Annotated in this window: 14 protein-coding genes; 7 read left to right on the top strand and 7 right to left on the bottom strand. The window is 40.6% G+C overall.

The genetic code is table 11. The annotated features are described in order from the left end of the window. Positions 1–42 precede the first annotated feature (42 nt). The 4 genes from QNH43_RS04575 (at position 43) to QNH43_RS04560 (ending at position 4,220) form a co-directional block, all read left to right on the top strand. The gene (locus QNH43_RS04575; protein ID WP_283916958.1) at positions 43–669 is read left to right on the top strand and encodes a DNA-3-methyladenine glycosylase; all 627 of its coding nucleotides are present in this window, start codon (positions 43–45) and stop codon (positions 667–669) included. Between the two features lie 357 nt (positions 670–1,026). Then, positions 1,027–1,908, top strand: coding sequence for a permease (locus tag QNH43_RS04570; RefSeq protein WP_434060152.1), 882 nt, complete (start codon positions 1,027–1,029; stop codon positions 1,906–1,908). A gap of 14 nt (positions 1,909–1,922) precedes the next feature. Then, the gene (locus QNH43_RS04565) at positions 1,923–2,759 is read left to right on the top strand and encodes a TIGR03943 family putative permease subunit (protein WP_283916957.1); all 837 of its coding nucleotides are present in this window, start codon (positions 1,923–1,925) and stop codon (positions 2,757–2,759) included. Positions 2,760–3,044: 285 nt separating this feature from the next. Beyond that, the gene (locus tag QNH43_RS04560; RefSeq protein WP_283916956.1) at positions 3,045–4,220 is read left to right on the top strand and encodes a C40 family peptidase; all 1,176 of its coding nucleotides are present in this window, start codon (positions 3,045–3,047) and stop codon (positions 4,218–4,220) included. 609 nt (positions 4,221–4,829) lie between these two features. Here QNH43_RS04560 and QNH43_RS04555 read toward each other — a convergent pair. Continuing rightward, a complete protein-coding gene (locus tag QNH43_RS04555; protein WP_283916955.1) occupies positions 4,830–6,497 on the bottom strand; it encodes an alpha-keto acid decarboxylase family protein in 1,668 nt (555 codons plus the stop codon). 264 nt (positions 6,498–6,761) lie between these two features. Between QNH43_RS04555 and QNH43_RS04550 the strand changes: the two genes are divergently transcribed. Further along, positions 6,762–8,165, top strand: a complete 1,404-nt coding sequence (locus QNH43_RS04550; protein ID WP_283916954.1) for a sigma-54 interaction domain-containing protein — start codon at positions 6,762–6,764, stop codon at positions 8,163–8,165. A 59-nt stretch (positions 8,166–8,224) separates the two neighbouring features. Here the strand turns inward: QNH43_RS04550 and cobT are convergent, their stop codons facing one another. From cobT to QNH43_RS04530, 4 genes are all read right to left on the bottom strand, one after another. Further along, a complete protein-coding gene (gene cobT / locus QNH43_RS04545) occupies positions 8,225–9,271 on the bottom strand; it encodes a nicotinate-nucleotide--dimethylbenzimidazole phosphoribosyltransferase (RefSeq protein WP_283916953.1) in 1,047 nt (348 codons plus the stop codon). 111 nt (positions 9,272–9,382) lie between these two features. Further along, positions 9,383–9,928 carry a signal peptidase I gene (lepB, locus tag QNH43_RS04540; RefSeq protein WP_283916952.1) on the bottom strand — a complete coding sequence of 182 codons (546 nt, stop codon included), beginning with the start codon at positions 9,926–9,928 and terminating at the stop codon, positions 9,383–9,385. Between the two features lie 275 nt (positions 9,929–10,203). Continuing rightward, complete coding sequence (locus QNH43_RS04535; protein WP_283916951.1) at positions 10,204–10,911, bottom strand: nitroreductase family protein; 708 nt, start codon at positions 10,909–10,911, stop codon at positions 10,204–10,206. Between the two features lie 114 nt (positions 10,912–11,025). Continuing rightward, entirely contained in the window at positions 11,026–11,442 is a 417-nt protein-coding gene (locus QNH43_RS04530) for an RrF2 family transcriptional regulator (protein ID WP_076367661.1), read from the bottom strand. A 250-nt stretch (positions 11,443–11,692) separates the two neighbouring features. Between QNH43_RS04530 and QNH43_RS04525 the strand changes: the two genes are divergently transcribed. Then, entirely contained in the window at positions 11,693–12,646 is a 954-nt protein-coding gene (locus QNH43_RS04525; protein WP_283918284.1) for a bile acid:sodium symporter family protein, read from the top strand. Between the two features lie 118 nt (positions 12,647–12,764). Next, entirely contained in the window at positions 12,765–13,310 is a 546-nt protein-coding gene (locus QNH43_RS04520; RefSeq protein WP_283916950.1) for an NADPH-dependent FMN reductase, read from the top strand. 70 nt (positions 13,311–13,380) lie between these two features. Here the strand turns inward: QNH43_RS04520 and QNH43_RS04515 are convergent, their stop codons facing one another. Next, positions 13,381–14,166 (bottom strand): glucose 1-dehydrogenase, encoded by a 786-nt coding sequence (locus tag QNH43_RS04515; RefSeq protein ID WP_283916949.1) that lies wholly within the window; start codon positions 14,164–14,166, stop codon positions 13,381–13,383. Positions 14,167–14,181: 15 nt separating this feature from the next. Continuing rightward, a complete protein-coding gene (locus QNH43_RS04510; protein ID WP_098373373.1) occupies positions 14,182–15,036 on the bottom strand; it encodes a RhaT/GlcU family sugar-proton symporter in 855 nt (284 codons plus the stop codon). Positions 15,037–15,117: the final 81 nt, after the last annotated feature.

Genomic DNA, 15,117 nt, shown 5'->3' with positions numbered 1-15,117 from the left:
ATAAGGGAAATTTACCTGTATGAGACTAAATGGAGTGATACTATGATAAACCATTCAATTTTACCTGGGGATTTTTATCAGAGGCCCACGCTTGAACTGGCAAAATCCCTTCTTGGCTGCCTCATTGTAAAAGAAACAGCGGATGGAACCGCTTCTGGTTTCATTGTTGAAACAGAGGCATATATTGGACCTGGGGACATGGCCGCACATAGTTTTGGAAATAGAAGGACAAAACGGACGGAAGTGATGTTCGGAAATTCCGGTTTGATATATACATACGTCATGCACACACATACACTGGTCAATGTCGTAAGCGGCGGTCCTGAAAATCCGGAAGCCATTTTAATCCGGGCGGTTGAACCCTATTCCGGGCTCGAGCTAATGCATGAAAGACGCGGAATTGCCGATATTCGTAAATGGACCGATGGACCTGGGAAGCTAACAAAGGCACTGGGCATCACCATGGATGATTATGGACGATCATTTACGGATCCCCCTCTATATCTTGCTGCCGGAAAACAGCCTGAACACATATCCAGCGGCCCCCGCGTCGGAATCGACAACTCCGGGGCAGCAAAAGATTATCCTTGGCGTTTCTGGGTTACCGATAATCCGTTTATATCCCGTAAAAACCTAATTAATAAAGCTGTGCCGAAAAATAAACCATGATTTTATCCCCTCTAAGTGAAATGTGTAAATTCTGTGGATGTTACACAGTTCACTTAGAGGGGATTTTACTTTGTCCGTAATCATCCCGAAATCCATTATCAACAAGTCGTGAATGAAAGATTATGAATATAGTTAATGACAGCCATGGCCTTAAAAGGGACAAGGCTTAAATTGAAGTAATACTAAATTCTGCCAAACTTATACATTAAATTATTCAAGTACCCTCAAGATCCCATAATGCCATTTCCATAATTTCCTTACCCATTCAACTTCAATCCTATTAACCCAGTAATAATAAATTGACTTCCTTCTATTACGAACCTAATATAGTTAAGTCAGCAATATGGAAGGTGGTTTATGATGAACGTTCAGGCCCTTTTGCAAATGAATACAATTTTTATTAGTATCCTAATTGAATCCCTTCCCTTCATTTTACTGGGAGTCCTTATATCTGGAATCATCCAAATGTTTGTGTCAGAAGAGATGATTGCAAAAATCATTCCGAAAAATCCGATCTTAGCTGTTCTATCCGCAATAGGTGCAGGCGTCTTTTTTCTTGCCTGCGAGTGCGGGATCGTCCCGATTACCCGCCGTTTGATCGCCAAAGGGGTTCCTCTTTCAGCGGCCATTGCCTTTATGCTTTCTGCACCCATTCTGAATCCGATCGTCCTGTTTTCCACCTATATAGCGTTTGGTAATAGCTGGAGCATGGTTTTCTATCGTGCCGGAATTGCATTCGTGGTCGTCCTGATCATTGCATGCATCCTGTCTTTTCAATTCAAGACAAATCAGCTTAAACAGGAACATAGCGAACATATTCATCACCATAAACTTACATTTAAAGACAAAATAACGGGGATGTTTAAACACTCGATTGAAGAGTTCTTTTCTGTTGGAAAATACTTAATCATTGGTGCACTGCTGGCAGCTGCCATTCAAACGTTTTTGAAAACATCCCTATTGCTTGAAATTGGGCAAGGAAAACTATCCGGGAATGCGGTCATGATGGCTTTGTCCTATGTCATGTCCTTGTGTTCCCAAGCGGACGCCTTTGTTGCAAGTTCTTTTAGAAGTACCTTCTCGCCCTCTTCACTTGTTGCTTTTCTTGTATTTGGGGCCATGTTTGATATTAAAAATACGATCATGCTTTTAGGTACCTTCAAAACAAAATTCGTTTTATGTTTGATGGCCTATATATTCATTTCCGTCTTAGGCCTAACTTTATTGTTTATTTCTTAAAGAGGGTGTTTTATATGGGAAGATTATTCATATTACTTGGACTTACTTTTTTATTCATGCACTTACACGCCTCGGGGAATATATCGAAATACATTAATATGGAATATTCATATGTTTCACAGATTGCCATCTATATACTGGCAATATTCACGTTAATGGGATCTTACTTATATTTTAAGGAAGATAATCAAGAAGAATGTATTGATTGTCAGTGCGGACATGATCACTCCCAGGAAAATAAGAAATGGAAAAGGAACCTTACTTACTTCCTATACCTCATTCCTATTTTAACTGGTCTCTTTTTGCCTGTTGCCACTATGGACTCCAATATTGTAGAAAAAAAAGGATTTCATTTTCCAGTATATGAAGACTCAGATGAATATAGCCAGCATCAATTCCTGCAGCCGGATACGAGTCTTTATTATGGCAAGGATGACTATTTAACTTTAATGGATAACTCTCTCAAAGGCTTGGTTGATCGTGAGAGTCTTCAATTGACAGATGAAAACTACCTAAACGATTTAGAAGCCATCTATTACTCTCCTGGAAAGTTCACTGGCAAGCAAATAACGTTAACCGGATTTTCGTACAATTCAAATGAGCTAGCCAAAAACCAGGTATTCCTTTTCCGGTTTGGGGTCATTCACTGTGTCGCGGACTCTGGGGTATTCGGTATGCTAATCGAATTTCCTGAAGGAATGCATCCTAAAAATGATGAGTGGTATTCCGTGACAGGTGAATTGGAATCCATTTATTATCAGCCATTCAAGAAAACCATTCCCCTGCTCAAAGTATCATCACATAATAAAATCGCTGAACCGGATGATCCCTATGTTTATAGACAATATTAAAAAATGAATCATGGAAAGGTAAGGATATGCTATCCTTACCTTTCTTTTTAATTTCCTTAAACTTCTATTTTATGAAATGCTCTTTTAATCTATTTATGCGAAATTCCAGTATGGCCCTCTTAAACTCCATCTTAATCCCACAAACCCCCAATTCCCTGAGAAAGATTACATGAAAAATGACGAAAAAGCTGAATTTTATTTATATGGGTCATGTTTTTTATATTCCATACCCTTATAATATAAATGCTACATATTTTTTTACCACATCAGGAGGAACTTTCCTAAATGAACAATTCTAAAAACTCTTTCATTCTTGCAGGAACCATTATAGGTACCCTAGTGGCAGGCACTTCTGCTTATGCTGGTTCTTATCAAGTTAAATCAGGGGACACCCTTGATGGAATCTCTAAAGCTAATCATACAACTGTCCAAGCATTAAAGTCACAAAACCATTTGACTAGTAACCTCATTTTTCCCGGCCAAGTCTTGAAGGTTAATAACCTTAACAACCATACAGATAAAAATATAGATAAAACCGAAAAACATGTGGTTAAACTGGGGGATTCTTTATCAAAAATTGCTAAAAAGTATAACCTTTCCCTTAGTGCCCTGCTTAAATTAAACACTGATATTTCTAATTCGGATCGCATTTATATTGGCCAATCCATCCGAGTTTCCGGAAAAACCCCTGCATCCAGCTCTACGGCTAAAAACAGTCCTTCTAATGCTACATATAGGGTCAAATCCGGGGACACCCTGGACAAAATTGCTAGAGTCAATAATATGACTGTCAAACAATTAAAGTCTAAAAACAATTTGACTAGTAACCTTATTTTTCCCGGCCAGGTCTTGAAGGTTAATACACTTAACAACAATACGAATAATAGTAAAAATACAACAGAAGTTTATGTGGTTAAATTAGGGGATTCTTTATCAACAATCGCTAAAAGATATAACCTTTCCCTTAGTGCCTTACTTAAAATTAACCCTAATATTTCCAATTCAAATCGTATTCGTATCGGCCAATCCATCCGGGTTTCAGGACAAGCCTCAGCATCTTCAATTAAAAAACCGTCCAAATCGACCAAGGCGGATCAAGTTTTGGCTGCTGGCGCTAAGTATATGGGAGCCAGGTATGTTTACGGTGCGAGCACTTCACGCACTGATGTATTTGATTGCTCTTCATTCACATTAAGGGCCTTCCAAAGTGCAGGTGTTTCATTGCCTCGAACTTCAGTGGCACAATCACAAGTTGGTACAACTGTATCTTCAAAATCCCTCCAAAAAGGGGATTTAGTATTTTTCGATACCAACAATGATGGTGTAATCAATCATGTGGGAATTTATGCCGGTAATGGTCAAATGCTGAATGCTTCCACATCTAAAGGTGTTTCCTACGCTAACATCAACAGTTCTTACTGGGGACCTAGCTTTGTAAAGGCAGTCCGAGTTCTTAACTAAATGATGATATGGCATTAAATGCCTTGATAAAAGAGCAAAAAGCGTGTTTTGATAAACTATCATACACGCTTTTTTGCGTATAATAATGTCAAATGGGCTCTGATTATTGTTGAGATTTTCTTTATTTGATTCTATTAATCGCGCTAATGATAAATTTTCACGCATTTTTTATGCCCACTTATCTACAGAAAAGCGACTGTAAAAGAATGGTTTTCTCCACTTAGAAAAAAATGGATATTTTCCGTATTACTCTTATTTTAAAAATTCTCGGTTTCAATTTTGAAATGACAGTGACCAATATTGATATATCCTGATTACTTTTCGAACTTGTATTCTTGTCCTTGTTCGGGCCGTATGGATATAGTAATCTCCAATACCTCCCGAATTCTTATACGCTATACAGTATCTGCATTCCCAACAAAAAAAGGCCTTCATAACAGAAGACCTTTCTTTCTTTAAAAATCGTTCCACCTTGATTTCAAAAATCCGCTCCCTTTCCGCCGACTGTCTGCCAAGCCTCCTCAGCGCAAGCGCCTGTGGGGTCCCGGCTAGCCAGTTATTCGGCAGGAGTGTCGCATGGTTCGGCGTGAGAGCATTTCGAACATGGCATTACTTTAGTTTCTCTTGTTTTTCAAGATACTGCCTCATTTTTTGCAAATATTCCGGGGCATCCATTTGATCTTTCACGACCAGCTCTATAAGGCAAAGTTTATCGGCGTTCTGAGCATTTGTAATGGCATCATCCAGTTCACCATTCGTCTCGACTCTTGCTGTAAATGCCTCCCGACCAAACGCTTCAGCCAGTTTTGTATAATCCCACTCTGGTATCTCGTTGTATTTCTGTTTTTCTATATCGACTTTTACGTTCAAGAATTTTTCGATCGTGTACCCGTTATTGTTGAGAATAAACACGATGGGCTTGCAGCCGTTCTCCAGCATCGAGCTTATTTCCTGTGCTGTCAGCTGTATCGAACCGTCCCCGGTAAACAAAAGAACACGCCGATTTCTATCCGCTATACAAGCACCGAAAGCTGCGGGCGTCGCATATCCGATGCTTTGCCAGCCTCCCTGGGCTATGTAGGTCGCCCCTTTCGGCAACCTGACCTGTGACATCCCATAAGAGAATGTTCCTGTTTCCGTGACCACAATATCATTTTCTTTCAACATTTGCTGAATTCGAGGATAATAGGAAGCCGCTTTCAGTGGTGCTGATGGGTCTTCCACCATTGTGTCATACGGAAACGAGATGTTTCCAGCAGATTCGTTCTGCCGGTAACCAATGTCCTGAAGCGCAGTTAAAATTTCTTCCGCACCGACATTCATATAACTGGCTTCCCCCACTTTTAAAGTGTCAGGTTGAATTTCCACCATTTTCAACGGGTTAAGCTTTGCTGTACCTTTGGAAGTATTGACGTCTGACCAAACAGTACCAACAGCTATGATGAAATCCGCTTCTTCAACAGTCTGAGTTACATCCTTACTTCCGAAAGCTCCGCCGTAAACACCAATATACTGGGGATGGCTCTCATCAAACCCGCTTTTCCCCTGCATTAACGAAGCAACTGGAACATTTAACCTCTCAGCGAGCTGCAGTACGGGTTTCTGAAGGTTATAACGAAGTGTTTTCATGTCGACAAGGAGAACCGCTTTGTTTACATGTTCTAGCATCCCTTTTATATGCTTCACTGCTGACTGCAGCGCATTGACATTCGACTTGGCCACATTTTCAGAAGTCTCACCGTGAGAAACCAACGGTTTTTCAACAAGATCGATAGCCACTACCAAATAAACGGGCTTTTTCTTTTCTTTCGCGATTCTGATTGCAGCGGGTATCTCCCTAGCTGCATTTTCTGGTGTAAGAATTGCCGTATAACTGGTGATATGCTCATAAACCTTACGGAAAACATCAAAATCTCCATTCATTAACGTATGATGGGCAAGCTCCTTCTCCTGTTGCATCATGGACTTTGGCGAGCCGACAATATGTATGAGCGGCACATTTTCACTGTACGCGCCAGCGATTGCATTACATGCGCTCATTTCACCGACACCAAAGGTGGTGATTAGTGCCGAAATTCCCTTCACACGGGCATAAGCGTCCGCAGCGTATCCAGCATTGAGTTCATTTCGTCCATTAATAAACTCGATCCCATCGTAATCTTCCAAAGTATCTAGCAATGAGAAATTATAGTCTCCAGGCACACCAAAAATCTCCGTAATGCCTTCTGCTTTTAAGCAGTTGTATAAATATTGTCCCAAGGTTCTTTTTTCAGCCAAGTCAATCACTCCTTCAATCGATTACTCTCTACTTTATTTATACCCAAACATAAGTAGGTTAACCGGAAATATCCATATCCTTAAGGTAGGTTTGCTACTCTATTACTCTAGTTTTAGCTTTGATGAATGAAGTGATTGAGACTATTTCAGGCATGGCTCGTATAAAAAACGATTCAATTCCAAATCAAAATATCTGAAAATTCTTGATTTCACCTCTATTTTTGATTTATATTTGAATCATCGGAACAGTGGATAAGGGGGAAAATGATGAGTGATAACAATATCAAAAGAGTTTTGGAATGCATCATCAACACATCCAATAATAATATTACCGTGACCGATGAAAAAGGATTCATTTTATTCACGAATCCTAACCATTGGTGGATATATGGAATCGAACCGGAACATTATCTGGGAAAATCCGTCTACCAGCTCGAAACGGAAGGAATCCTTTCACCGTCGATTTCCGCGATGGTATTGAAAAAGAAAACTCCTGTCCAGATCATGCAGCATACGAAGACGGGAAAAATCGTCATGTCGACTGCCTACCCCATCTTTGATGATGATGGTGAATTGATTCGTGTCGTCAGCTACGCCCAGGATCAAACTGAAATCAGGAACCTCCAGGATCAGTACGGTCAATTGGAGAAAAAGATACAAGAATACCAATCGGAGGTCGAGGAACTAAGGGAACAGGAGGAGCTGATTTATCGCAGCAAGGAAATGCGGCAAATCGCCAAAATGATACACCGTGTTTCCAAAACGGATGCGACAGTCATGCTTCTTGGTGAATCCGGTGTGGGAAAGAGCGTATTCGCCCGCCGTCTGCATAATCAGAGTTACCGCAGCAAAGAGCCATTCATCGAAGTCAACTGCAGTACCATCCCAGAGAGTCTCTTTGAATCTGAAATGTTTGGATATGAAGCGGGATCCTTCACCGGAGCGCAGAAGCAGGGGAAGCAAGGGCTAGTAGAACAAGCAGATAATGGTACCCTATTTCTGGATGAAATCGGTGAGCTTCCGCTGGATATGCAAGTGAAATTATTAAATGTCCTGCAAGAGAAGACTTTTAAAAGGGTGGGCGGAAAAAAAGAGCATAAGATAGATTTTCGGCTTGTAACGGCAACCAATCAAAACCTTGAGGAAATGGTGGAAAAGGGAACATTCAGGCTCGATTTGTATTATCGCTTAAATGTGATTCCCATCCAAATACCGCCATTACGAGAAAGAAAAGAAGATATTGCCATCTTAATCAATCATAATCTCGAAATCATCAACAAGAAATACAAGTCAGATAAGAAATTGCACCCTTCCACTTACGAAATACTGATTCAGCATAAATGGTCAGGAAACGTGCGTGAATTGGAAAACCTGATTGAACGGCTCATTTTGACCTCGGAGGACTCCATCATTTTCCCTGGCTTTCTCCCCTCCCATTTCCATGGACAAGAATCTTTTGAGAAAATAGATGATACCCTAATGATTGACGATATGATGGTTGATGATAGTGATCTCAATACCGCCCTCGAACAAGTGGAAAAATGGATGATGATGAAAGCGAGTAAACAATGTAAGTCCACATATGAAATGGCAAAATTCTTAGGGATCAGCCAACCTTCCGTCGTCAGGAAAATGAAGAAATATAAAGGTCATCTGCCCATTAAGTAAAAGTGAACTGAAAGAAACCATATAAATAGGAGACCATCGCAATGAAGGTCTCCTATTTCTTACTTATTTGACACGCCTGCAGATTCAAATGTTGCCATTTCTTTAATGACCAATGTCGCTGCCTTAAGGATGGGGTATGACAGGGCAGCCCCTGTTCCTTCCCCGATTCTCATTCCCACATCGAGGATCGGCTCCTTGCCAATCAGTTCTATTGCCGTTCCATGACCAGGTTCTGCAGATTGATGTCCAACAAACATATAATCGGCTGCACGTCCGGAAATCAGGTTTGCCAATACAGCAGCCGTGGTTGTAATGAAACCATCAACAAGAATGGGGATACGGTTATTCGCTGCAGCTAGCATGGCCCCTGCCATACCTGCAATTTCGAACCCGCCGATTTTCATCAAAATATTGATTGGATCATCAGGATTTGGATTTCTTAATGAAATCGCTTCTTCAATTATTCTTCGCTTATGTATAATGCCCTCTGACTTCAATCCTGTTCCCTGCCCCACTAGTGATTCTACGCTTTTCCCGCTTACGACGGAGATGATGGCGGTACTGGAAGTCGTATTTCCGATTCCCATTTCACCAAGAATCAGGCAGTTCGCACCACGGGCAATCATTTTCTGTGCACGGTCATATCCAATTTCAAGCGCTTGAATTACCTCTTCCTTGGTCATCGCCTCTTCCTTATAAAAGTTTCTAGTTCCATTGCGGACTTTTCTCGAAGTTAACCCCGGTGCTTCGATATCTGCATCGATCCCTATATCGACAATGTCCAAGTAAGCACCTATCGCGCGGCTTAATACATTGATGGCAGCACCGTCATTCAGGAAATTAAGTGCCATTTGTTCCGTCACTTCTTTTGGATAAGCCGAAATCCCTTCTTCCGTTATTCCATGGTCGGCCGCAAACACGATCACCCCCGGTTTCGAAATGTCCGGAAATGCCTCTCCTGTCATCTTGGCCAGTTCGATTATCCATTCTTCAAGCCTTCCTAAGCTTCCCTGAGGAACCGTCAGCGAATCGACATGTCCTTTAACCTGCCTTCCCATTTCTTCATCCAGCATCGGGATGGAGATGGCAGCTAACCCATTCGTCATATGTATACCCCCACAATCCAAAATGAAAAACCTTAACCACAGGAAAAGGTTCTTATCCATCATCTGCTATAAATACAACTTAGTCCATTAATTATCCTCTTGGCTTTCCATTTACTTCGGCACTCCCATTTCATTTAATGGGTAGATACGAAATTTAACTTTACCCAATAGTGATTTTTCAGAAATAAAACCAAATCTTCTTCCATCCCAACTATTCCGTCGATTATCCCCCATGACAAATAAATGACCGGCAGGTACCCTGGATTTCCCAAGTAACTCACTCAGGGTGAAATTCTCCGTCAGATTTTCTTCAGGTGGAATTTCCCCTTTTTTTGTTTTCAAATATGGTTCCGTATACTTTTTCCCATTGATATATAAGACATCATCTTTCATTTCGACGCTGTCACCTGGTAAACCGATCACCCTTTTTATATAATTCTCTTTCGCATCCGGAGCATAAAATACGACCATATCGAAGCGCTCCGGCTTTCCGATTTTAGCTACCACTATCCGGTCATCATTTTCATAAGTCGGCTCCATTGATTCACCTTTTACTGTAACTGGTGTAAATAAAAACTGTTGGCAAATGAACACGATCATTAAAGCGAATAAGATAGATTTCAACCATGAGAGCACTTCGCTTTTCATATTCTTCATAAGGACTCCCTCCCATCCATTGTGAACGGCTTTGGCTTGCAGCTCCAAAAATAATTCTTTAGTTCTGTTTATCCCTTATGCTTGTTTTTACCGTCTTTGTTTTTAGAAGAGATACTCCAAAAGAAATATCTGGAAAAATTGTAACATATCCTTATATCGCTTGCGAGAATAATCATTTTTAATAAGAGGAGTAAAGAGCAAAACTCAAATCATGAAAAAAAGGATAGCGAGTTTTAGCTATCCTTTTAACAAAGTACAAATATTGGTCCAAAATCTTAGTATTTATTCCAAGTCAATACATCATCAAGTGGCAAACGGACTTTTTCAAAGCCTGCTTTAGTTCCTTTTCCAATGGAAATTAACATGACGGGTTTGAAGTTTTCCGGTACATTGAATGCATCCACAAATTTTGCTTCATCGAACCCACCCATTGGCACTGTATCGTATCCTTTTGCTTTTGCTGCCAACATGATCTGCATGGAAACCAAACCACCGTCAATCATGGCTACACTTAAAGCCTTATCAGCGGAAAAGTTTCCGTAATTATGCAGAATAGAGGCTACATATGGCTCTTTGATTTCATTCTTCATGATTCCTTTATTGACTAATTCACCATAAATCCGCTCTGCATTTTTGTAACCTTCTATATCAGCTAAAACGGCAATGACAGCAGATGCATCGACGATTTGTTGTTGGTTATTGGCGATGGGGAGCAATTCTTGTTGGGTTTGCTTATCTTGGATCACAAGGAATCTCCACGGCTGTAAGTTGGAAGAAGACGGTGCTTGAATCGCAATATCCAGGATTTCGCGAATTTCTTCTTCAGTCATCACGTATTCAGCATCGTACTGGCGAACAGATCTCCGCTCTTTTGCTACCGTAATGAAGTCCGTATCATTAAGGACTTTGGGTTTTTCTAGCGGTATATTCAATTCTTTCGATTTATTTAGGTACTCTTCTTTACTCATTATATTTTTTGTCATTTATAATGACCTCCATTTAACTGTAATTAATACAGGAACAGTATATAACGCATACTGTTCTTTTGTCAAATACAGTTTAAGAAAAACGAAACCATGTCAGTTTCGTTTTTCACTTTAAGATTTTGAAAGTAAATCAGCAATCGTCTTCTGCTCCAAGCCTTGTATAATCCAGCTCTCCATCTCATTTTTTAAACCGCATAAAGCTTCGCGTGAAGATGGTTGAAAGCATTTCTTATCATTCACATCAAGAAAGCCCTTTGAAAAAGGTTCGGATTTAATTGCAGCGTATATATCTGCAAGAATGATTTGTTCGGGATTTTTGGCAAGTGAATATCCCCCATCCCTGCCTTCCTTTGCTTGAATCAGCCCTGCCTTCACTAAATTACTTAATATTTTTCTAAGAAAACCTGACTCCGAATCAAGCTTATCAGCCAATTTATTACTATTGCATAATCCATCATGATCAGCAAGAACAAGCAGGGCTTGTACTGCAAGACTAAACCACATTATACTGGAAACCTTCTCTGACATTCCTTTCACCTCTCCCCTCTACTTTAAACTATTTTTCGATGAATATACAATGCTGCATCGAACAAACCTGCCAAAATCTCTTTTTAATGAACATAATCGGGAAAACCCTTTTTGAAACGATGAAACCCTTCCAATATTTAAAATTTTTAAAAACACAAAAAATAAATTGACAAATTACTTGTCTTACAAATTATTTCTTTGGGAATATGTTAAACTTATTTAATAGAATAGTTCAGGAAGTGGATGAATGATGCTGAAAACAATAAATGAACAAATGGATAAAATCATGCCTCTCATCACTCCGTTAAGCGTGGTTATTGGGGTATTATTGGCCGAACATCTAATGGATTACACCTTTCTTGTTCCATGGATATTTGCCTTCATAACATTTTCCGGAAGTTTAGGCTCCAACTTTAAATCTTTGCAGCAGGCTGTCACCCACCCTTTACCTGTTTTCATCGTATTGCTCATCCTTCATATGCTCATGCCTATTTGGGCCTTTGGTCTCGGCCACTTAGTGTTTCATGGTGATGCTTTTACGATTACCGGACTAGTCCTGGCTGTAGTGATTCCAACCGGTGTCACCAGTATGATCTGGGTATCCATTTATAATGGGAATGCCGTACTTGCCCTAACCATCATCTTGATCGACACCCTACTCTCGCCATTCATCGTTCCTTACAGTGTTTCCCTTCTTGGAGGCGGTTCGATCGAAATGGATTTGGGGTCGATTGTGAAAGGATTAATCGGAATGGTCGTTCTTCCCTCCATGCTTGCCATGTTCTTGAATCAGGCTACAAAAGGGAAAATACAATATACATTATCCCCCCGCTTAGCTCCATTTTCCAAGATAAGCGTTGGAATCGTAGTCATATTGAACAGTTCAAAAATCGCTCCTTACTTAACCCATTTCGATAAGAAATTAATGGTCATGGCCTTCCTGGTTTTGTTCATAGCAGCTTCAGGGTATGCCCTTTCTTGGATGGTCGGTGCATATTTAAGATGGGAAAAGGGGGATATCATCACCTTGACATTTACAGGTGGTATGCGAAACATCAGTGCTGGGGCCGTCCTTGCAACCACCTATTTCCCTGCTGCCGTCGCTGTTCCCGTTGTACTTGGCATGCTGTTTCAACAAATCCTTGCCTCCTTTTTTGGCTATGTCATGGAAAAGCATTTTCATCGTGGGGTGAATGAAGGGTGATCCGCAGAATGATAATTTCTCAAGCATCCTTTTTCCCTTTCATTTATATTCCAATTATAATAGGTAAGTGGAACACATTTACATGATTATCCATTACAAATCCTTGGAGGTATTGAAGATGAAAGTTGTTGCAATAGTGGGAAGTATTCGTAAAGAGTCTTACAACCTTAAACTAGCAAAATATATTCAAACTAGATATCAAGATCGGTTTGATCTCGAAATCTTGAACATTCGGGATTTACCTTTTTATGATCAAGATATTGAAAATGACCCTCCATCAGTTGTAAAAGAATTTAAAGGCAAAGTGGCCGAAGCAGATGCGGTCTTGTGGGTAACACCTGAATACAATGGTACGATTCCAGGCGTATTGGGCAATGCAATCGATTGGTTATCACGTGTCGATAAAGTCTTGATCGGCAAACCTTCATGGATCATGGGTGCGTCAATGGGGCAATTAGGCACGGTTAAAGCTCAATTGCATTTGCGTGAGATCCTATTCGCATTAGGCATCTCCTCCCCGCTCCTTCCTGGAAATGAAGTATATGTTGGTGCAGTGCATGACAAAATCGATAACGAAGGCAGGCTTACACATGAGTCGACTGTCCAGTTTATCGATACGGTCGTCGATAACTTCATTAGCTGGTATAATCATCATACTCGTTAATGCTTTTTTAACAAGAATCCCAGCAGGAATGATCCTGCTGGGATTCTTGTTGCATCAAATTAAACTAAATTCATCCTCTTCCCGCTTGGAATGCAGGGTATTTTGTCATTCCTCCGTCAGCGAATAGAGTGATGCCCGTTACATAACTGGACTCTGAAGATGCCAGCCATGCAGCAACCGCAGCAATTTCTTCAGGCTTTCCGATATACCCCATCGGAATCATGCTTTCAAGATCTTTTTTCTTTTCGGGGTCTTCAAGCTTGTCGGCATTTATTGGCGTCGCGATGGCTCCAGGACCTATGCCGTTCACTCGGATCCCTTTTGGTGCATACTCAAGAGCCAGGGTTTCCGTAAGCAGCTTCACCCCGCCCTTGCTTGCCGCATAGTGAACGAATAAAGGCCAGGGAATCATCTCATGTACACTGGACATGTTTATAACATTCCCTTTCATATCGTTTTCGACAAAATACTTGATAGCTTCACGGCAGCCCAGGAAATTTCCGGTTAAGTTGGTGTTGATCACCCTATTCCAGTCGCTTAACGGCATCTCGTGAGATGGAACCGGATTTTCAATTCCTGCATTATTGATGAATATATCGAGTTTTCCGAAATTCTTTACCGCTGATTCAACAAGGTTAATGACATCTTCTTCAATGGTGACATCGCCTTTTACTGCAATGGCTTCCCCACCATTTGTTTTGATTTCTTCCATTACACTATCTGCTTCCTCTAATTTAGTACGGTAATTAACCACGACCTTTGCCTTTTCCTTAGCAAAGCGAATGGCCATCGCTTTTCCTAAACCAGTGGATGAACCCGTTATAACAACGACCTTACCTTCTAAATCTGTATACATTAAATCACCCTCCAATTAACTTTTTGCCAACCCGAGCATAATCCCAGCTATGATGATCAAGATGATTCCAATTACAATTCCAATTAGTTGGCGCTTCGTTTTCTTTTCACGTAAAATGATGATCCCGCCAATAGTTGAGATGACTATGCCCATTTGCGAAAGGGAAAAACTAGTAGCCACTCCCACACGGGGCTGGGATATGAATAAAAACATGTTCCCTGCAGCCCATATCAATCCCGGAATGATATTGCGAATCGTATATTTGTTAAACGGTTTATGTTTAAAAGTCAATAACAGACCGCCTATCACCATCCCTATCGCTTGAGGGAACAACGCTGACCACCCGTCAACATCAAAAAGACGGGCCACGACCACATAAACCAAATAACCGAATGTCGAGATGAGGAGAATAACGATTCCTTTCTTCAAGTTTCCCGACTTGCCCTCTTTCGATTCTTTATCTTCCAAGGAGGTCAAGACGATTCCTATAATAATGAAGACCAAAGCCAAAACGCCTAAAATAATCGCTTTCATTGTAGACCATTCGTTAAAAACTATGACCCCGAATAAAGTGGTTGAAATGAGCTGCAATCCTGTTGATATTGGCATGGTTTTGGAAACTCCCATTAAATCAATGCTCTTAAGCTGATTAGCTTGTCCAACGGCCCAAAACAATCCAGATACGACTCCGACTCCAAACACCAGGAGTGACAACTTAATATCTGCGAAAATATAAACACCAATTGAAAAAATCAAGGCTCCAATCGTTGTACCTAGTGTTTGACTATAGGGTCCACCCCCGAGTTTCACATTAAATAAAACGATGCTTCCCCAGAATAATGCCGGCAAGAGAGCTAATAATATATCCATTTTCAACCCCCATATATGTAAGTTCAAAACTAAGCAGTGTCTTCTTTTTAATATGTTCGCTTTATTTGAAATGACCCTTGG

This window comes from Peribacillus simplex (genome assembly GCF_030123325.1).
GTDB classification, from domain to species: domain Bacteria; phylum Bacillota; class Bacilli; order Bacillales; family DSM-1321; genus Peribacillus; species Peribacillus simplex_D.
Note: the sequence above shows the minus strand (reverse complement) of the source record. Positions and strands in the feature narration are given on the sequence as shown.